Below are 20163 nucleotides of genomic sequence, written 5' to 3'. Positions count from 1 at the left end.
CTTTACGCCTGGCGTTTATCTTCAGTGTTAATGTCAAAATCGGCTGCATCATGACGCTCATGCAGTTGATCGGCCGGGTCACCCATAACGCGGTTAACCTTGCGGCCACGGATGACGGCAGGACGCTGTGCGATCTCTTTTGCCCAGCGCACCACGTTTTTATAGGACTGCACATCCAGGAATTCGGCAGCGCCATACTGATCGTTGAGCACCATGTTGCCGTACCACGGCCAGGTGGCGATGTCGGCGATAGTGTAGTCATCACCGGCCAGATAGCGGTTATCGGCCAGTCGACGATCCAGCACGTCAAACTGGCGCTTCGCTTCCAGGGTGAAGCGGTTGATGGCGTACTCAATTTTTTCTGGCGCGTAGTGATAGAAATGGCCGAAACCCCCCCCCAGGTATGGCGCTGAGCCCTGCAGCCAGAACAGCCAGTTCAGCGTTTCAGTGCGGCCAGCGATATCTTTCGGCAGGAAGTAACCATATTTTTCTGCCAGATAGAGCAGGATATTGCCTGATTCAAATACCCGAATCGGCGGTGTAGCTGAATGGTCACTCAGCGCCGGGATTTTTGAGTTCGGGTTCACGTCGACAAAACCACTTGAAAACTGATCGCCGTCGCCGATGCGGATCAGCCAGGCATCATACTCGGCATCTTTGAGGTTAAGCGCCAGCAGCTCTTCCAGCAGGATGGTGACTTTCTGGCCGTTAGGCGTGCCGAGCGAATAGAGCTGCAGAGGGTGTTTGCCGACCGGCAACGCTTTTTCATGGGTGGGACCAGCGAACGGACGATTAGTTTTAGCGCCGTTACCTTTGGCTTCAGGGTCCCAGGTCCAGACTTTTGCGGGCTGATATGCATTTTCCGACATAATGAAAGTTCGCCTTATGGTGTGGTATTGGTCTGGAGTGTAGCAGGTGCTGCGAAGGCGGTTTAACTCTGCTGGCTGCGCGACGCCATGCTGTGACGGGCCGATGTCAGGCGGGAAGCGGCTCAGGGGAAAAGTGATCGAAAGTGTGTCAGACGGGGCGATGTTTGTCCTGCGCGGACATGACCGTGCAGCCAGCAACGACTGCACGGCAGGGAGGTTTACAGCAGTTCGCGCTCAATCAGTTCGCGGGTTTCAATCGCCTGCACCTTCATTTTTTCCGGGTAGCCAAACAGTGATGCCGCGATAATCGGTTCACCGCCAACTTTATGGCTGCGGGTGGCAAAGCCGGTGTCGCGCAGGGTTTTAAACAGGGTATCGAAGTCGACTTCACCTTCGCCTACGCCAACATGCTGGTGAATAGTGGCATCCACGCCTGGCGGGTTAACGATATAGCGACAGTGTTTCGTATGGTTCATGGTGTCGGCGATCAGCATGTGCGACAGATCGTCCCCCGCATACTCGAGCATCGGTTTCACATCGCCTTTGCCTTTGTCATAGAAGAAGGTGTGCGGCGCGCTGTAGATATACTTCACGTTATCGCTGCGGAACGACTTCACGATATCCACGGTTTCATTATTCTCTTCGCAAAAATCCCACGGGTGCGCCTGAATTTCGACGCGGATCCCTTCACGTTCGATAATCGGCAGCAACTCTTCCATTGAACGATAGAACATCTCTTCACAGATTTCCGGCTCGTTAGGCGTGCCGGAGAGTTCGGTGTTAATGACCTGCACACCCATCTCAACCGCAATCTCAATCATGCGTTTCCAGTTCTTCACCGCCGCCTGACGGCGCAGCTCATCCGGGCCGGACCAGCGATAGACCACGATAAAAGAAGAGATTTCAAGCCCGGTGGCGCTTAATGCATTCTTATACTCGGTGATAATTTCACGGCTGGCTTTGGGATGTTTATAAAACGGGTTGATCTGCGGATGCGGCGACTGTTCGATATATTTGTAGCCCCAGTCGGCCACCTGATGAACCATTCGGGTGATGCCTAAGTCTTTAATCACATCCACATCAAAAGCGATTTTCATCTTTCTGCTCCGGGCACATTAAGGTTGCTGTTCTTCATTGAAGGTCACGCCAATCTGCTGCCTGACGTTGTCCATTGTGGCCAGGGTGATAATCGCCCGATCAAGCGAATGGACAGGCGAATCGATCAGGTTCTGGCCCACACACCAGGCGAAGTGGTTAATCTCATGACAGAGCTGTTCATAGCGGTTAGTGGGTTCCTGCCATCGCAGGCGGTGACGCCGGTCGCTGGAGGTCAGGGTGAAGTCACCGGGCGCATAGAACTGGCCTGCCAGCTCCAGGGTGGCGTCACGACCGGCGATCACTGCGCCGCCAGGCGTGTTGCTGAACAGGGTAGTATTCAGCACCGACTGCATACCGTGATGATGGGTAAACAGCATCGATGTCTGACCGTTGACGCGGCCATCCGGTACAGGCTGACCACGGGCGACGATCGTGTCAGGTGCATCGCCGCCAACAAATACGCTAAGCGCCACCAGATAACTGCCGAGATCGAGCATCGGACCGCCCGCCAGATCGGCATTGAAGATGCGGTGATCCGGGGTGAAAAACTCACCATGATCGGCAATCAGCGTGTGGATATCACCGAACACGCCATCTTCCAGAAGCTGACGGATGACGTCATACTTCGGCGCAAAGTTGCACCACATCGCCTCCACACAGAGCAGGTTCGCGACAGCGGCGGCCTGTTTAAGCTGAGCCGCCTGCTGCGCATTCAGCGCCAGCGGTTTTTCGATCAGCAGATGCTTTCCGGCAGCGATCGCGCGCAGACCATCGGGAAAATGGTGGTTGTGGGGTGTCGCGATATAGACCGCATCCACATCATTCCGCGCCAGCATCGCATCGGGGTCGCCTGTGGCATAGCCGATTGACCATTTGTCAGCAAAGGCCTGTGCTTTTGCCGGATCGCGCGCAGCCACCGCCGTGATCTGCTGGTGGGTATGCTGGCGCAGCGCATGGGCAAAATGGTCGGCGATCCAGCCTGGCCCGATAATGCCCCAGCGCAGTCGCGGAACCTGGCGGGCATCGGTTATGCGTGGAGCCGGAAGCGTTGATGGGAACATTACTTTTCCTTTTTTACGTGCAGGCTGGGGGTGCTCAGAACTCCACTATAAAAAGCTCACCGTCACCGCTCTAACCTTTTGATGATGTGATCCCATCAACCGTATCGACGCGGGATTTTTACCCGTTTTAGCAAATAGACGTTTTAAAGAGAACATAGAAAGAAATGGATGTTTCATTTTGAGAGGCAGATCAAAATCAGCCGCATTTTTCTATCAAAAAAATGAGAGGAAATGGCCGTGTCGCGATAAAGTAGCGCTGTTTTAAACAACAGAGCATAAAGGCGTAGCCGTCAGCTAACGCGATCAGGAAAAGCAGGAGAAGGGTGATGCCAAAAGTGACGATGACTGCCATTGCGCAGGCGGCGGGCGTGGGGGTGGCGACGGTAGACAGGGTGCTGAACCGCCGCGCGCCGGTACGCAGTGTGACCGAGCAGAAGGTGCTGGCTGCGGCCCACGACCTGGGTTATCGCCTGACCCAGGCGCACAGCCAGACTACCCTGCCGCTGACTGCGGCCACGCTACGCGTGAGCTTTATCCTCCTGCCTGCCCGCTATTCGTTTTATCAGCAGCTGGGCGAGGCGCTGAAACAGCAGCTCAGGGCGCAGCAGCCACAGGGTAGCGAACCTGAATTCTGCTGGCATGATATTCACGAGGTTGAAGCCGTAGCGCATTCCTTGCGTCAGCTGGCCCAGCGCAGCGATGTGATTACTCTGGTGGCGCTGGATCACCCGTTGATCCGTCACGCAATCCAGGATGTTTCACGGGCAGGTGTGCGGGTTTACGCGCTGTTCTCCGATTTCTCACCCTGTGACCATGCCGGGTTTATTGGCATTGATAATCAGAAAGCAGGACGCACTGCGGCCTGGATGGCGCAACATCTGCTGCGTAAGCCGGGATGTGTTGGCGTGCTGCTGGGAGACCATCGCTTTACATGCCAGGAGAGCAGCGAAATCAGTTTTCGCTCCTACCTGCGCGAGTCGGGCATCAGTCAGCAGGTGCTGGAACCGTTAAAAACGCATGAATCGGGTGAAGGAGGCTATCAGGCGACCCGCCAGCTGCTGGAAACCCACGACGATCTGGTCATGATTTATGCGCCCTGCGGCGGCATAGAGGGCGTGATACAGGCACTGCGTGAGAGCGGTCGTACGCAGATTGATTTGCTGTGCCACGGCCCGCTGCCCGGCGATGAACTGGCGCTAATTGACGGCACCATCACGCTGATGCTGCGCCACCGTATTGATGCGATGGCGGAGGCGGTTATTGCTACCTGTCTTAGCCGCCGGATGGATCAGCCTGACCATTTTGCACAGGTGACCGTGCCCTTTGAGATCGTAACGCGTGAAAACGTGTAGAAAGAACAGGTTAGTCAGTGTTTGATAGCAATCTATCATTTAACGAAACTTTTAAACGCGATCTCTATCAAAAAATGAAACTTTCATTGTTGTGTGAGATGAAATTTTTATTTGATACTGCCAGCAGTTTTCACTGCACAGGCAGATATCATGACCTTTCATATTGCGAATGCGCCCTGTAGCTGGGGCGTGGATGATCCCGCTAATCCTTTTCTGCCGCCGTGGCAGAAAGTCCTGACCGAAGCCGCGCAGGCCAGCTATCCCAGTATTGAACTCGGCCCCAGGGGCTATCTGCCAACCGATGCCGCCGAACTGACCCGGCAGCTTAATGCGCATCAGCTTTCTCTGGTGGCAGGCACGATCTTCGATGATTTGGTCAGTGAGGCGCATTTTCCGGCGCTGGTGACGCTGACCCACAATCTGTGTCGCACGCTGTCCAGCGTACCTGTTGCGACTAAAACGCCCGGAGCCAGCGCGCCTTATCTGGTGATCATTGATTTCGGCAATCCGGAGCGGGCGAAATATGCCGGTCAGTCTGAAAAAGCGCCACGGCTTTCCGCTGACGACTGGCAGCGCATGATGCAGCACATCACCATTCTTAGTGAGATCGCCTGGCAGGAGTATGGCGTGCGGCCCGTGATCCATCCGCATGCGGGTGGCTGCATTGAGTTTGCCGATGAGCTGGCACAGCTGGTCTCTGACATTCCGCATAAGGTTGCGGGTTTGTGCCTGGACACCGGCCATCTCTATTACGCCGGGATGGATCCGGTCGCTTCGCTGGAACAGTACTGGGACCGTATCGATTACCTCCATTTCAAAGACGTTAACCAGCCGGTCTGGCGTGATGCTCTCTCGCAGGGACTCGACTTTTTCACTGCCTGCGCGCAGGGGGTAATGTGCCCGCTGGGGCAGGGCGCAATCGACTATCCGGCAGTGCGTAGCTTGCTGACTGAACGTCATTATCAGGGCTGGATCACCATCGAACAGGAGCGCGATCCACGCCATGCCGACACCAGCCTGCAGGATGTGAAAGCCAGCCTGGACTATCTCCGATCAACAGGATTCTGAGGACAACAGCATGATTAACGGTAAAAAAGCAGTTAACCGCTCGCTGCGCTGGGGCATGATCGGCGGCGGCGGCACCAGCCAGATTGGCTATATTCATCGTTCGGCGGCGCAGCGTGACGGCAATTTTGCATTGCTGGCGGGGGCGTTTGATATCGACGCGGCGCGCGGCCGCGAGTTTGGTCAGGCACTGGGTGTGGCACCTGAACGCTGCTATCCCGACTACGCCAGCCTGTTCGCCGAAGAAGCCGGGCGTGAGGATGGTATTGAAGCGGTGTCGATTGCCACGCCTAACAATACCCATTTCGCCATTTGCCGGGCGGCGCTGAATGCCGGGTTGCATGTGGTGTGCGAGAAGCCGCTCTGTTTTACGGTCGAAGAGGCCGATGAGCTGGAGCAGCTTAGCCGGGAGAAGCAGAAGATTGTCGGCGTCACTTACGGCTATGCCGGGCATCAGCTGGTTCATCAGGCCAGAGAGATGATCGCTGAAGGCATACTGGGTGAGATCCGCATTGTAAATATGCAGTTTGCTCACGGCTTCCATAATGAGGCGGTGGAGTTGCAGAGTGAAAGCACCCGCTGGCGGGTTGATCCGCGCTTTGTCGGGCCGAGCTATGTATTAGGCGATCTGGCGACACATCCGCTGTTTATCGCCGAAACGATGTTACCGAAGCTGAAGGTGACGCGCCTGCTCTGTTCGCGCCAGAGCTTTGTCGCCTCGCGTGCGCCGCTGGAGGATAACGCCTTTGTGATGATGGAGTATGACAACGGCGCGGTGGGCACGCTCTGGGCCTCGGCGGTGAATGCGGGTTCCATGCACGGGCAGAAGATTCGCGTAGTCGGATCGAAAGCCAGTCTGGAGTGGTGGGATGAGCAGCCAAATCAGCTGCGCTACGAAGTGCAGGGCGAGCCGGTTCGCATTCTGGAGCGCGGCATGGGCTATCTCAGCCCGCGTGCGCTGGAAGAGGATCGCATTGGCGGAGGCCATACCGAGGGGTTATTCGAAGCCTGGTCAAATCTCTACCGCCGCTTCGCGCTGGCGATGGATGCCACCGATCGTCGTGACACCGCCTTCCTGGAGGATTTCTGGTATCCCGATGTGCATGCCGGATTAGCGGGCGTGCGCTGGGTAGCCCAGTGCGTGAAATCAGCAGATGCCGGTGCGGTCTGGGTGGAAGGGTAAGGGCGTGATAAATAAAACCTCAACCCGCCAGAGACGGGTTGAGGAAAGCGGCGTCATCTGTGTGTGCACCGCACTGCCGCTGACATTTTAATTATCACCCGTTGAAAAGGGCCGTAACAAGCAGGACAAAAAACATCCTGACCAGATAATTGCATCCACACGACATTATCAACTTTTTATCCCGGATATATCAGCCTGTAAAGCGGGACGCCAGGCAGACCTGCTCCTGATTACGTCAGGCAATACTGTGCGGGACTAAGCTATGCGTAGCGTTGAAGCGATAAAGCTAAGCGAGCTATGCTGAACAGACTGCAACACATTCTCAATGCTGCTGATCGTTCCGCCGGCAATCATATTTCGTGAGTCTTTTCCGTCTACCGTAATGATGTTGTCACGGTAAACTGTGACGTTATTGCCTTCGTCGCGAATAACAGAACTGATTTCATCTGCATATTTCCCGCCCAGTTGCAGAGCGGCTCCCTGACGACTTTGATAAGGAAGCGGTGCCTGCCATTGACCCGAAGAAATAAGGTACGTTGACTCAAATGAATTGACGCCGCTTGCTGCTGAGCTCAGGCAACTGATTCCGCTAATACGTGGGTTAATTTCCAGCAGATAAAGGCTGTTTTCCGTAACAATAAAATCGACGCAGCAGACACCATTGAACCCCAGGTGATTTAATAGGAGAATCAGTTTTGTCTGGACCTCGCCGGTTAACTGTTTGCTGAAAAGACCAGGATGACAGACGCGTATCGTATCAAAATCAGAGCGAACTCCCAGTAAACTCTGGCCGGTATAACAGGGAGGCTGGAAAAAGTAATTCCCCGGCGTACCAGCAATTTCTATGCAACCAAGCGCACCATCAATAAAGGACTCAATTAAAATATTCTTGCGCTGATTCTGACTCAGCGTCTTGATCAGCTGGTCTTTGTTACTGATTATCTCAATACCATGTCCCATACAATCCCACAGGGGTTTCAGAATGACGGGAAAAGCAATATGGCTGACCAGTTCCTGCTCAAGTTTGTCTCTGCAGCCCGGTTTTAAAAGCTCGCCATGTGTAAATTCTCGGTCCAGAAGTTCCCAGCGCGGCGTAGGAAGGGCGAATTGCTCAAAAAGCATTTTGGTTGCTCTTTTATCGGAGAGCTTATATACAGCATTAATTGGGCCAGGGACCGCGCTGACGCCTTCTGACAAAGTGATGTCTTCAATGGTCCTTTCATTGGGAATAGACCAGGAAATAACATGGCTGACGTAAGCCGGTTGACGCTCACTTTGGGCATCGTCAATTGCGGCATCAGGCCCCATCGGAGACGAAAAGTGAGGCTGATCTTTGAGCAGCAGTCTTGAATCACTGTGCCTGCTTTTGATCGTTTCCCATGCCATTTCGAGAAAAGGTGATGCCTGGCTTATATCCAGCGAGCGGATGCAGAGTACGGGAAAATCACTCATACGATAGAGACCCTGGTGCTTTGTGAAAATTCATCCATAGCCAAAAGTATCGACTGCTCAGAATCAGCGGTAAAAATGGCCCATCCCAGACGTTCAATATTTGTTGAGCCCGGTTTTACCGGTGAATTTTCACTAACGGTAGAGCGGGTTTCAATGACGGATGCATTTTCCAGCCTGGAAGGAATTTCAAGCTGCTTTAAAACGCCTTCGGCGTCAGGCCGGACAAACTGAATGGCACAATAGCGTTTAGGCACGGCAGGTTTAAAGTCACTATCCAGCATACCGACGGCCTGGCGGGCATAGATTTCAAGCGGGTCCTGATCGGTGGAAAGGGCGACAAGGCGAGGAATATAGTCACCTGCTGGCCGTGAACAGCTCTCAATAACGCGTGGCTTTCCTTCTTTGTCTAATTTGATTTCGGTATGGCTTATGCCATTCGTGATGCCCAGGGCAATAACCGCCTGAGTGGCAACGTTCAGAATCTCATCGCGTAAGGCGTCAGGAACAGGCGCCGGGAAAATGTGTCCGGTTTCTGCACGAGCTTTGCCGGGCGTGGTGAACTTCATTGTCACACCCCAGGGCGCATATCGACCTGAGACGGAAAGGCCTTCAACACTAAACTCCTGTCCAGGAATATATTCCTGAACCAGAATTTCTTTGCTGAAAGGAATACCGTGTGGATATTCATGTGTCCATTGTGATGCGTCTTTACATGCCTGAGGAAACTCGTTGCACTCCATCAGCACTGAAACGCCAAAGGAGGCTGCATTTTCAGCCGGTTTGACCACCAGAGGAAACGCCAGCTCTTCCAGAGGAAGCTGATGCACATCATCCTTGTCGGTTAATACCGCCAGCAGTGCCGGTAACGGACACTCTGCCTTCGACAGCGTGCGGTACATGTCATATTTGTTTCTTCTGGCTCTGGAAAGCGAGGCATCCGGACCGCAAAGATCGAGCCTTTGTGCGACTTCTGCTGCGATATCTGTCAGGAACTCCCAGGCGACAACTACCCCGGAAACGCCTTTCTTCTTCGCTTCGCTGACCAGCGTCTCAATGGCCAGCTGGCGCACTGAAAAGTCCAGAAAAATGAGGTCATCAATCATGCCTGAGACTTCTTGCAGCATGGAGTCATAGACTTCTTCTGTTGTGGCGACGACTGAATGATAACCCAGTGCGCGTATTGCCTTAAGAAGCAGCTCTCCTCCCATACCGATCGGCTCAATAACCAGTATGCTTTTATTTCCATTAATAGTTGTATTCATTAACTCCTCCTTTTAAATTTTTGAATCCCAGACTAAAAGTGACTGCGGTCAGTAAGAGCAGTACTATCCAGGTGGAATGCGTATTCATATCCAGCAGCCAGCCAAAAATTGCCGGAGACAACGTCATTCCTGCCGACCAGGTCATCTGGAAGGCAGCCATGTAATTTCCATTATTTACTTCCGGGGCTAGTTTTATACTTAGCATGTTAACCGACGGCGTAGATAACATTTCTGCAAGGCTGTAAATAAGCATCGCAACAATTAACAGCCCACCAGTAACTATCTGGTTATTTAAAGTTATGCTGGCACACCAGAAAATAATGAACGAAAGAATATTCAGGTAATAAGCGAGTTTTATGTTCTGGACGGGATCGTTCTCTTTTGTCCATGATGCAATATGGGTGCTGATTAGCGCCACAATGGCCGTGTTTAAAATGACCAGTCCGCCTGAAAAAAAGGCAGGAAGGCCAAGTTGTTTGGTTGCATAAATAACAATTACGAGCGGAATAACCATTGCAGCAATAACTAAGCCAAAGTTGACAATCAGAAGCTGGCGATAGCTGGGATCGCTCAACACTTTTCTAATATTATGACTTTCTGCTTTGTTGTGGCTATTCTTTACCGTCTGCACGGCTACAGGATGCCACATCAAAAGTGCCAGGCAGGATAGAAAGTAAAGTGATGCCGACGCAATAATAATAAAATGCAGACTGCTGTCAGAATCAACAGAAAAAGCCAGTGAAGTAAAGATGGTGCCCAGTCCCAGACCAATATTCCTGATAGACGCAATAAGTCCGAACCAGGTTTGAGTCCCTTTCCCACCTGAAGCCAGTGAAACCAGCCCTCGGTTGCTCGTCCAGAAAATATGAGATCCTGCCTGGGTAAAAAACTGCGTCAGCATTATGGTAAAAGGGTCTCTGGCGAAAAGACACATGACAAAACCCGCGCCGCTGATAAAATCGCCCCATATCGACAGTTTTTTAGGACCGAGTCTGTCCAGTAACCTTCCTATCAGGACAGGTACTAAAGAGGAAAGGGCACGGCCTGTGGCAATAGCTACGCCTATTATTGAGAGCGTAAGCGTTGTCGTTCTGTCAAAGTAGATCATCATAAACGCCATGATCAATCCACCACCCGTTGCATTTAATATTGTCGATGCAACAAATAGTCTGGAACGTTTTAGGTTTGGCACTGAAATTTTTAATGTAGTTTTCACGCAGAGACCTTTAAAACTAAGTGATTAGACTGCTATTTACCGGGTTCTTCATTGAGGTAAATGCCTGATAAAATTCATCTGAAATTGTGCTGACTGCTGCCAATGTTTCCTGGGATTTCCATTTCCTGCTCAGATATTCAAGTGCGGCAATGTGGAAATCACTATTGCCCAGCTCTTTGAGGTAGTTATTGATAATGTCCCGATCGACATTTAGCTGCAGCGCATTATAAATTTTCAACAAGGTCGCGGCCTTTCTGAAAAAAGGATCGGCTATATTCTTCTCGATCTCAGACGAATTTTTAAAGTTGCCGTTTCGTGAAGCCTCTTCAGCCTGAAAAACCATTGCCAACACTTCATCAATATTTTCTGCACACGTGGTTATTTTTGTCGGGTTAATCTGGCATTCGTACATGCTTACCGGGTTCTTCATGCTGCTGATTTTCTCTGCAGTTGAGTAATGACGGTTATAGATATGGAATGTGCCTACATACCAGGATAACTTTCCGACTTTCCACCCAAGCGTATTAGCAATAATTTCGTGTAAAACGCTCCACTCAAAAAAATTAATGCCGCTGAATCCCCAGATGGCATCATTCGCGCGGACGGTAACATGTAAATCAAGATAACCGCCTCGCTGGATGAAGTGCAGCCAGTTATTACAGGGAACATCTTTTGTTTCCTGATAATCCGTTTCAGGATCAAAGATATTCATTACTGCACGTTTTGTCAGCGGATCTTCTCTAAGGCGATTCACTACTCCCTGCAACTGGTCTACTTTCCCTTTCCATTTGCGTAACCGGGGTCCGTAGGCTGCTCGCCAGGTCAGTGAGTCATCGGAATAGTCTTCTGCGCGAGGAAGATAATGTTTAAGGAAGTGCAGATCATCCCGTCCAGCGAGTACCCACATCGTTTCTGCAACCTGCGCAAAGACGTTATTATTTCTGTGGGGTAATACCAGGAATCGCTCTGTGGGATGGCTGATTTTGGTTAATGTAGAGAGAATTTCCCGTTGCTCCTGATCGCGTGAGCCAACATCGTTACCATTCATCATGATGTTATTTACGGTATTAACCAGCGCATGCGTAATATTACGATTCATGGGCGACCTCATAACCTAACTTCGCCATTTCACTTTCGATAATCTGAAAGGCATCTTCAACCTGCTGATAATCATAATGGCGACATCCATCACTGCCAGATATCATGGCTGAAACGTTTTTTTCATTTTTTCTGTAGAGCGTGATAACAGGAATACGCCAGCTGATTGCCGTCGCAATTTCATAACCTACTCCCAGACTTGGAGTTGTGACTTCAGCGACAACTACCTGGGAATGGCGCAGCCAGTGCAAATCACGGTCATGAATAAATTTGTCACCCAGGAAAGACTGACCACCATCAGATAAACTGTAATCACCCACGTGTTCGGTAATAACTTTACCGTAGCCCTTGAGCTTATTAATCAGTTTCGCGTAAACAGGAACATCATCCCGTCCGGCTCTGATTGAACCAGCAAAATAGATAACCAATCCATTGTCAATAACAGTTTCAGGCGAAAGGGTATGTACTAATTCACTCACGATGCTTCTCCATATAAGGGTTTCCTTTGACCAAAAAATAACAGTCAAGCTTTCAGTTTTTTGAAGCTTATAAAAAGAGTTTCATCCGGTTTATTAACGGAATTAATAAAGCCGGGGAGGTACTCTTACTATTTTGAAAATTTGACAAGCGACAGTGCCTTTCAGGTAATTTAACAATTCATTTTCATCAAGACTAAAATGCAGTGACATCATTGTAAATATAAGTAAAGGTACTTACACTAAGGAAAAAAATTCCACAATTGGAGGGGGGGATGGAGAGTCTGCGAGGTCTCAGGGCGTTTGTTTATACGGCTGAACTGGGCAGCTATGTTGCAGCGGCAAGGGTGTCAGGCATCTCTTCTTCAGCGATTGCAAAGAGCGTGGCGAAACTTGAAGACGAACTCGGGGTAAGGCTTTTTCATCGGACAACGCGCAGCATCGGTCTGACTGAAGAAGGGAATGTCTTCTATGAACGGTGTAAGTTCATCCTGAATGAGATTCGCGATGCCAGAGCTCTGATTGCCGAAACGCGCATCACGCCCTGCGGCAGATTACATATCAGCGTGCCGCAAATTTTCGGGCATTCCCTTTTAATGCCCATACTTCCACGTTTTATTGAAAAGTACCCTGATATACAGCTTGATATCGATTTTGAAGATCGCGTGGTGGATCTGATTGCGGAAGGAATAGATGTCGCGGTGAGAAGTGGTGAGCTGGCAGATAACCGCCTTGTGAGCAGAAAGCTGGGAGAGCAGTATTTTGTCGTCTGTGCCAGCAGAGAGTATCTAAAAACGCATGGCGTCCCTTTGAACCCTGCTGATCTGGTCCACCATCGCTGCATACATTTCAAATATCCCTCAAGTGGTCGAATCGCCAGTTGGGCTTTCTCTGCCGATTTTGAAAACCTGGACCTTCCCAGGGATCTTATATTCAACAATACTCACGCTGGGTTGCGGGCAGCCATTGATGGATCAGGCGTAGCTCATCTGCCGGTCTATGTTGCTGAAGAAGCATTTGAAAAAGAATTACTCGTCCCTTTGCTGACTGAATACATGCTGCCATTAGGATCGATGTCGCTAATCTGGCCTTCTAACCGCCATTTATCCTCGAAGGTCAGAGCATTTGTGGATTTTGTCAGCAGCGAACTGGTTCAGGGGAACTATTTTACGAATATCGGCAGTCAGACGCTGAGTGGGCCTGACGAAGCGTGAATTGAAGGGGATGGGCGAGCCACAGGAAGTGGCGAGTCTATTGAACCTTCGATAACGGGTTCGCTCTGAAAAGCAAAAACCCGCCAGAGGCGGGTTCTTTAAAGATGGTGCCCGAACCCGGAATCGAACCAGGGACACGGGGATTTTCAATCCCCTGCTCTACCGACTGAGCTATTCGGGCAACGGGGCGCATTAAACCGTAAAGGCCGCGGGTCGTCAACGGCTTTCACTAAAAAACCCCTGGAAACGTGACTGATTGCCTGATTTTCAGTCAAAGCAGGCAAAACCTCAGGCCAGCGCGCCGTTTTTGCGGCACAGCGCGATGCTGTAAACATCTTCCGCCAGTCGCTGGGCAGTGGCGACATCCTGCACATTACGCTTCACCAGCAGCTTGCTCAGGCAGCCTTCAAGGATCAGCTCCATCTGATCGGTCACCATGCTGGGGTTATCCAGCCCTTGCTCCACCAGAATGTCATGGGTGAACTGCCATGAGCCGCTTTTTTGCTGCTCGGCCAGTTGATGGATGGGCTGATCGGGCTGTGGGTAGAAGCTACAGGCGGCGATAAACAGGCAGCCCGGAAAGCGTCCTTTACTGACCTGCTCACTCAGGACTTCGTAGCGTGCCATCAGCTTCTGATCCGGTGACAGCGACACATCCAGCAGGATTTGGCGTCGCCAGGTTTCGATCTGCTGGCCATGATAGCGCAGCGCATCATAGAGCAGAGCATCACGATCGGGCCAGAACAGCTGAAGCTGCTCAAGGGTTAATTCAGTCTGTCCCGCCAGGGTTTCCAATGAGAGGGTGGCGGCAAGGCCGTTCTGTTCAAGCACATTCAATGCATGCTCGAGTATCTGTTCACGCTGCAAGTGACTCTCCTCTGGTATGCAGGCCCGGCAATTTCACCGGGCAATGACCTGACTCCAGTGTTGTTTACGGGGTAAGTTTCTGCAAATGCGCTCTGAAGTCGGCAGCATTGAGAAAACCGGTGATGCGCGAGCCGGGGATTTCACGGCCCTGCGAATCGAAGAACAAAATCGTCGGTAAACCCAGCACCTGAAGATGCTGCAACAGCGCGTTGTCGCTGGCGCTGTTGGCGGTGACGTTGGCCTGAAGCAGCTGTACCTGACGCAGGCTATCGCGCACGGAGCTATCGCTAAAGGTATATTTTTCAAACTCTTTGCAGGCGACGCACCAATCGGCGTAGAGATCGACCATGGTGATGCGGCCGCTTGCCTGCTGCAGCGCGCTTGCGAGCTGCTGCGGCGTCTGAAGAGTCTGGAACGGCAATGGAGCCACAGCATGCTGCGCGGTCTGACCGCCAAAGGCCCAGTCCTGCAACGGACGCGCGCTGATCAGCGCAGCGGCCAGCATGATAATCTGCACCACGCGCCACTTACCGCTGCTGGCGCGCAGGCTGATGCTAAACGCCCAGCCAAAGAACGCCACGCCGAGCAGGCTCCAGAGCCGCACTCCCCACGCGTCGCCCAGCACCCGTTCCAGCAGGAACACCGGCAGCGCCAGGATGACAAAACCAAAGCCCTCTTTAACTGTCTGCATCCACGGGCCGCTTTTCGGCAGCAGCCGGTTGCCAAACAGGGTCACGGCGATCAGCGGTAATCCCATGCCGACCGCATAGAGCCACAGCGTTCCGGCACCGGCCCATAGATTTCCGCTCTGCGCGATGTAGAGCAGAATGGCACTGAGCGGGGCCGTGGTGCAGGGCGAACAGATCAAACCTGCCAGCGCGCCCATCAGGAAGACGCCGGGCAGCGATCCTCCCTGCTGGCGATTGCTCCACAGGGTCAGACGGGTTTGCAGGCTGGCGGGCAGTTGCAGCGTAAACAGTCCGAACATCGACAGTGCCAGCACGATGAACAGCAGGGAAAGCGTGAACAGCACCCACGGGTGCTGCAACGCGGCCTGGAAGCGCAGACCCGCGGCCGCGACCACCATCCCCAATAACGTGTAGGTCAGCGCCATTCCCTGGACATAAACCATCGCCAGCGCAAACAGTCTGCCCAGCGAATAGTGGCGCTTGCCGCCAAGGATGATGCCGGAGATCAACGGATACATCGGCAGTACGCAGGGGGTAAATGCCACACCGATGCCGATCAATAACGCCCAGAGCGGAGAAAAGGGCAGCGAGCTGGCGGGGGCAGGTTGAGTACTGTTCGGTGCTGGCACGCTGCTGGCTGCTACCTGACTTACCGGTATGCTGCGTGTCTCAGGCGGGTAACAGAATCCGGCGGCGGCACAGCCCTGATACGTGACGCTGAGCGTGGCATCAGGGCCTGCCTGTTTCAGCGTCACCGGCAGCGTCAGGTCCCGAGGATAGATCTCACTTTTGCCGAAGAATTCATCTTCATGTGGCTGACCGGCGGGCAGCGTCAGCGGCGCAATGGTCGCGTTCTGCGGCGTAATGCGGATCTGCTGGCGATAAAGGTAGTAACCCGATTTCACTTTCCAGTGCAGGTTGAGCTGCGTGCCCTGCTGGTCAAAGTCAAACGTAAACGCCTGATCGACCGGCACAAAGCGGCTGGTCGCCGGGTTTGAAAAGAGTGATGCGTGCGCCTGCAGACAGATGAACAGCGTCAGCAGGAGCGTAATTAAGCGAGAGATGCGTGCAGCCATGACAAGTATTCACTGTCTCCATATTGAACCGGCAGCGCCAGCAGTTCAGGCACGTCGTAAGGATGCGCCTGTTTGAGCAGGTCACACAGCGTCTGCTGATGATCGCTGTCGCACTTCAGCAGCATCTGGACTTCGCTGCTCTGCTCCATTTTACCCTGCCAGAGATACCATGAGGTCGCACCCGGCAGCAGGGTGACGCAGGCCGTCAGTCGGGCTTCCAGTGCCAGGGCAGCAAGTTTTTCTGCCGTGGCCTGATCGGGCACGGTGCAGAGGATCACGACAGCGTTCATCCTGTAACTCCTGTTGAAAAGAGCGCCGATGATAGCACGCTCCATCAGTAACACGATGACGGCGCTACAACAGCAATCCGCCAAAGACGAAGCCGGAGAGCACCGACAGCGCAATGGCGATCACGCCGGGAATAATAAAGGCATGGTTAAAAACAAACTTGCCAATCCGGGTTGAACCGGTGTCATCCATCTCCACGGCGGCCAGCAGGGTCGGGTAGGTCGGCAGTACGAACAGCGCCGAAACCGCCGCGAACGAAGCAATGGCCGTCAGCGGCGTCACGCCCAGCAGCAGCGCGGCGGGCATCAGTGCTTTGGTGGTGGCGGCCTGCGAGTATAGCAGCATGGAGGCGAAGAACAGCACCAGCGCCAGCATCCACGGATAGGTTTTCAGCGTGTCGCCCGCCAGCATCTGAATATCCGCCAGATGCGCTTTGACAAAGGTATCGCCCAGCCAGGCGACGCCCATCACGCAGATACAGGCGCTCATGCCGGATTTAAAGGTGCTGGCGCTGAGGATCTCGCTGGTGTCGAGCTTGCAGGTCAGGCTGATCAGCGTAGCGATAGTCAGCATAAACACCACAATCGCTTCGTTGCGTGGCAGCGGCGGATTGACGATCAGCCCGACGCTGGCGCTGGTCGCGGTGGCATAGAGCACCACGGCCACAATACCAATCAGAAACAGCAGCACCGATTTTTTCGCGCCCGGTTTTGCCTGGAAGATGCTGGCACCGCGCAGCGTAACTTCGCCTTTAGCAAGACGAGCCTGATAGACCTCATCATCCTTCAGCTCACGGCCTAAGAAGTTCGTCACCAGTGCCGCCAGGAACAGGCCAACCATGGTTGAGGGAATGGCAATCGCCAGCAGCGTGATATAGCTGACGCCACGCGGTTCAAGCAGCGTGGCGAAGAAGACCACCGCCGCTGAAATCGGTGATGCGGTAATCGCGATCTGCGAAGCCACTACCGCAATCGACAGCGGTCGGGAAGGGCGAACACCTTGCTCCTTCGCGACTTCGGCAATCACCGGCAGCGTTGAGAACGCGGTGTGCCCGGTTCCGGCCAGCAGCGTCATCAGGTAAGTTACCAGCGGGGCCAGCAACGTGACGTGGCGCGGATGACGGCGCAGCAGGCGTTCTGCCAGGCTCACCAGATAATCCATGCCGCCCGCTACCTGCATGGCGGCGATCGCGGCGATCACCGCCATGATGATTTCGATCACATCGAAGGGGATAGCGCCGGGTGCCATGCCAAATCCCAGCGTCAGCACCAGCACGCCCATGCCGCCGGCGAATCCGATACCAATGCCGCCAAGACGCGCGCCCAACCAGATCGCCATTAAGACGATAAGCAGCTCAACCACGAACATGAATCACTCCTGAAAAGTAAACCGGTAAAACCTGGGTGTGCTGTTTAACAAAAAAAAAGGCACACCGTGTTGATCGCGGTATGCCTTTGGTTAACCAGCGTCGGTTAAGCCTTACTGTTCGTTTTCATCGGTATAACGTTTCGCTTTATAAACCGGGTACATCAGGTTCTGCACCGAGAAGATATCGTCCAGCTCACTTTCCGTCAGCAGGCCACGCTCCAGCACCACCTCACGCACGCTTTTACCGGTCTCCGCACAGATTTTACCGACGATGTCGCCGTTGTGGTGGCCGATGTAAGGGTTAAGGTAAGTGACGATACCAATCGAGTTAAAGACGTAGGCTTCGCACACCGCGCGGTTGGCGGTGATACCGTTAACGCACTTCTCCAGCAGGTTGTAGCAGGCATTCGTCAGGATGCTGATTGACTCAAACAGCGCCTGGCCAATGACCGGCTCCATCACGTTAAGTTGTAACTGACCTGCTTCAGAAGCCATCGTTACGGTAATGTCGTTGCCAATCACTTTGAAGCAGACCTGGTTTACCACTTCCGGCACCACCGGGTTCACTTTGGCCGGCATGATAGACGAACCTGCCTGCAGCTCTGGCAGGTTGATTTCGTTCAGGCCAGCGCGCGGACCGGAGGAGAGCAGGCGCAGGTCGTTACAGATTTTTGAGAGCTTCACCGCCAGACGTTTCAGTGATGAATGGACCATCACATAAGCACCGCAGTCAGAGGTCGCTTCAATCAGATCTTCCGCGGGTACCACCGGCAGGTTGCTGACTTCCGCCAGACGCTGAACCGCAAGGTGCTGATAGCCTTCCGGCGTATTGAGGCGGGTACCGATGGCGGTCGCGCCCAGGTTCACTTCCAGCAGCAGTTCAGCGGTGCGCAAAATGCTTTTGGTCTCTTCATTCAACAGCACGCTGAAGGCGTGAAACTCCTGACCGAGGGTCATCGGCACGGCATCCTGCAACTGGGTGCGGCCCATTTTCAGGATGGTCTGGAATTCATCGGCTTTGCGCTGGAAGCCTTCGGCCAGCTGGCTGATGCCATCAAGCAGCTTCAGCAGCGAGCTGTAAACTGCGATACGAAAACCGGTCGGGTAGGCGTCGTTAGTGGACTGGCACTTGTTCACATGATCGTTAGGGTTAAGGTACTGATATTCCCCTTTCTGATGGCCCATCAGCTCAAGGCCGATGTTTGCCAGCACCTCATTGGTATTCATATTGACTGAGGTCCCGGCACCGCCCTGATAGACATCCACGGGGAACTGGTCCATACAGCGACCGTTGTTCAGTACTTCGTCGCAGGCCTTAATGATGGTATCGGCAATGTTACGCGGAATGGTCTGCAGCTCTTTATTGGCCATCGCCGCCGCTTTTTTTACCATTACCATACCGCGGACAAATTCAGGTATGTCGCTGATTTTGCTGTTGCTGATATAAAAGTTTTCAATCGCACGCAGAGTATGAACGCCATAATAGGCATCCGCCGGAACTTCGCGCATACCTAACAGGTCTTCTTCGATACGAATGTTGTTCGCCATGATAACCTTCTTGTTGTTGCCGCTAACCATCACAAAGGATGTGTTTATTTTGTTGTGGTGTGCCCGTGCCGACATATTATCCGTCTTCACAGTGGCATGTGCGATCATATTCTGATGCATAACAAAAGCACGCATGCAGATCACTTAATGCTGCCGTCTGGTTAACGATATGTGAAGTTGGTTACAAAATTAACCCCACAGGATAAATTTGACAGGATCGGTTGAAAATGGCGGCGCGGGTGCCCATCTCTTTTCTTATCATCCTCAGGATGAACGCTTTCTGCTGACCGGCACGCTGCCGTTCAGCCCTACTTACAGGAGAGTACGGTGCGCTGGATACCGTTATTAGTCTTTTTTGTTCTGGCCTGGATCGAGATTTCGCTCTTTATTCAGGTTGCACACGTCATGGGTGTGCTGCTGACCATGCTGCTGGTGGTCTTCACTTCGTGCATCGGGGTCTCGCTGGTTAAAAATCAGGGCATGAAGAACTTCATGCTGATGCAGGAGAAGCTGGCGCGTAACGAAAGCCCGGCCAGTGAGATGATCAAGAGCGTATCGCTGATTATCGCAGGCTTCCTGCTGCTGTTGCCTGGTTTCTTTACTGACCTGCTGGGCCTGTTGCTGTTACTGCCACCGGTGCAGAAGCATCTGACGCTGAAGCTGATGCCCCATCTGCGCGTCTGGCGCGGACCAGGTGCCGGACCAGACAGCGGCTACACCATGGATGGTGAGTTTGAGCGTAAAAACAGCGATCGCCTTGAGCACCATGATGATCACAAGGATCGTTAATCGCAGCGGTCACCTTTGAAAGCGCAGCCTCCGGGCTGCGTTTTTTATTTGTCGCGCCTTCTGTTCAAAAAGCCGCCACTTATCATGTTCGGGTAAAAAATTTGTTGTCCGCCCCCTTGAAAGCAGGTGGGTATGACCCTATCTCTCTGGTCACGAGGCCGGAAGCCATGCAGCCCGGTGTTCAACCCCAAA

18 protein-coding genes and 1 tRNA gene are annotated in these 20163 nt (G+C 53.0%); 5 read left to right on the top strand and 14 right to left on the bottom strand.

Going from position 1 to position 20163, the window contains the following annotated elements; genetic code table 11:
• Window positions 1–2 precede the first annotated feature (2 nt).
• From yghU to F3I44_RS12575, 3 genes are all read right to left on the bottom strand, one after another.
• A complete protein-coding gene (gene yghU, locus F3I44_RS12585) occupies window positions 3–869 on the bottom strand; it encodes a glutathione-dependent disulfide-bond oxidoreductase (RefSeq protein WP_150011913.1) in 867 nt (288 codons plus the stop codon).
• Between the two features lie 218 nt (window positions 870–1087).
• Window positions 1088–1966, bottom strand: a complete 879-nt coding sequence (locus tag F3I44_RS12580; protein ID WP_150011911.1) for a sugar phosphate isomerase/epimerase family protein — start codon at window positions 1964–1966, stop codon at window positions 1088–1090.
• Window positions 1967–1984: 18 nt separating this feature from the next.
• Window positions 1985–3028 (bottom strand): Gfo/Idh/MocA family protein, encoded by a 1044-nt coding sequence (locus F3I44_RS12575; RefSeq protein ID WP_150011909.1) that lies wholly within the window; start codon window positions 3026–3028, stop codon window positions 1985–1987.
• Between the two features lie 326 nt (window positions 3029–3354).
• Between F3I44_RS12575 and F3I44_RS12570 the strand changes: the two genes are divergently transcribed.
• The 3 genes from F3I44_RS12570 to F3I44_RS12560 all read left to right on the top strand — a co-directional run bounded on the left by F3I44_RS12570 (window position 3355) and on the right by F3I44_RS12560 (window position 6628).
• Entirely contained in the window at window positions 3355–4380 is a 1026-nt protein-coding gene (locus F3I44_RS12570; protein ID WP_150011907.1) for a LacI family DNA-binding transcriptional regulator, read from the top strand.
• Between the two features lie 150 nt (window positions 4381–4530).
• Entirely contained in the window at window positions 4531–5448 is a 918-nt protein-coding gene (locus F3I44_RS12565) for a TIM barrel protein (protein WP_150011905.1), read from the top strand.
• A 10-nt stretch (window positions 5449–5458) separates the two neighbouring features.
• On the top strand, window positions 5459–6628 hold the full coding sequence (locus tag F3I44_RS12560; protein ID WP_150011903.1) for a Gfo/Idh/MocA family protein: 1170 nt from the start codon (window positions 5459–5461) through the stop codon (window positions 6626–6628).
• Between the two features lie 255 nt (window positions 6629–6883).
• Here the strand turns inward: F3I44_RS12560 and F3I44_RS12555 are convergent, their stop codons facing one another.
• Genes F3I44_RS12555 through F3I44_RS12535 form a run of 5 tightly spaced genes read right to left on the bottom strand, consistent with a single transcriptional unit; the run spans window position 6884 to window position 12135 of the window.
• Window positions 6884–8080 (bottom strand): ATP-grasp domain-containing protein, encoded by a 1197-nt coding sequence (locus tag F3I44_RS12555; protein ID WP_150011901.1) that lies wholly within the window; start codon window positions 8078–8080, stop codon window positions 6884–6886.
• Window positions 8077–9342 (bottom strand): ATP-grasp domain-containing protein, encoded by a 1266-nt coding sequence (locus F3I44_RS12550; protein ID WP_140922733.1) that lies wholly within the window; start codon window positions 9340–9342, stop codon window positions 8077–8079. The genes F3I44_RS12555 and F3I44_RS12550 overlap by 4 nt, the downstream gene beginning before the upstream one ends.
• Window positions 9326–10558 (bottom strand): MFS transporter, encoded by a 1233-nt coding sequence (locus F3I44_RS12545; protein WP_150011899.1) that lies wholly within the window; start codon window positions 10556–10558, stop codon window positions 9326–9328. The genes F3I44_RS12550 and F3I44_RS12545 overlap by 17 nt, the downstream gene beginning before the upstream one ends.
• 16 nt (window positions 10559–10574) lie before the next feature.
• Window positions 10575–11657 (bottom strand): thymidylate synthase, encoded by a 1083-nt coding sequence (locus F3I44_RS12540; RefSeq protein WP_190285938.1) that lies wholly within the window; start codon window positions 11655–11657, stop codon window positions 10575–10577.
• A complete protein-coding gene (locus F3I44_RS12535) occupies window positions 11647–12135 on the bottom strand; it encodes a nucleoside 2-deoxyribosyltransferase (RefSeq protein WP_161731759.1) in 489 nt (162 codons plus the stop codon). The genes F3I44_RS12540 and F3I44_RS12535 overlap by 11 nt, the downstream gene beginning before the upstream one ends.
• 272 nt (window positions 12136–12407) lie before the next feature.
• On the opposite strand from F3I44_RS12535, the gene F3I44_RS12530 reads away from it, so the two are divergent.
• Window positions 12408–13346, top strand: coding sequence for a LysR family transcriptional regulator (locus tag F3I44_RS12530; RefSeq protein ID WP_150011895.1), 939 nt, complete (start codon window positions 12408–12410; stop codon window positions 13344–13346).
• 105 nt (window positions 13347–13451) lie between these two features.
• On the opposite strand, the gene F3I44_RS12525 is transcribed toward F3I44_RS12530, so the two are convergent.
• From F3I44_RS12525 to aspA, 6 genes are all read right to left on the bottom strand, one after another.
• Window positions 13452–13527 (bottom strand) — tRNA-Phe (locus F3I44_RS12525).
• 107 nt (window positions 13528–13634) lie between these two features.
• Window positions 13635–14213, bottom strand: coding sequence for a transcriptional regulator (locus F3I44_RS12520; RefSeq protein ID WP_150011893.1), 579 nt, complete (start codon window positions 14211–14213; stop codon window positions 13635–13637).
• Between the two features lie 64 nt (window positions 14214–14277).
• The gene (locus F3I44_RS12515; protein ID WP_150011891.1) at window positions 14278–15978 is read right to left on the bottom strand and encodes a protein-disulfide reductase DsbD; all 1701 of its coding nucleotides are present in this window, start codon (window positions 15976–15978) and stop codon (window positions 14278–14280) included.
• A complete protein-coding gene (gene cutA / locus F3I44_RS12510) occupies window positions 15954–16268 on the bottom strand; it encodes a divalent cation tolerance protein CutA (protein ID WP_150011889.1) in 315 nt (104 codons plus the stop codon). Before cutA ends, F3I44_RS12515 begins: the two co-directional genes overlap by 25 nt.
• 64 nt (window positions 16269–16332) lie before the next feature.
• Complete coding sequence (locus F3I44_RS12505; RefSeq protein ID WP_150011887.1) at window positions 16333–17634, bottom strand: anaerobic C4-dicarboxylate transporter; 1302 nt, start codon at window positions 17632–17634, stop codon at window positions 16333–16335.
• Window positions 17635–17745: 111 nt separating this feature from the next.
• Entirely contained in the window at window positions 17746–19182 is a 1437-nt protein-coding gene (gene aspA / locus F3I44_RS12500; protein WP_150011885.1) for an aspartate ammonia-lyase, read from the bottom strand.
• Between the two features lie 327 nt (window positions 19183–19509).
• Between aspA and F3I44_RS12495 the strand changes: the two genes are divergently transcribed.
• The gene (locus F3I44_RS12495) at window positions 19510–19971 is read left to right on the top strand and encodes an FxsA family protein (protein ID WP_013359865.1); all 462 of its coding nucleotides are present in this window, start codon (window positions 19510–19512) and stop codon (window positions 19969–19971) included.
• The last annotated feature ends 192 nt before the right edge of the window (window positions 19972–20163 follow it).

This window comes from Pantoea sp. F_5 (assembly GCF_008631595.1).
In the GTDB taxonomy this organism is placed as follows: Bacteria; Pseudomonadota; Gammaproteobacteria; order Enterobacterales; family Enterobacteriaceae; genus Pantoea; species Pantoea gossypiicola.
Note: the sequence above shows the minus strand (reverse complement) of the source record. Positions and strands in the feature narration are given on the sequence as shown.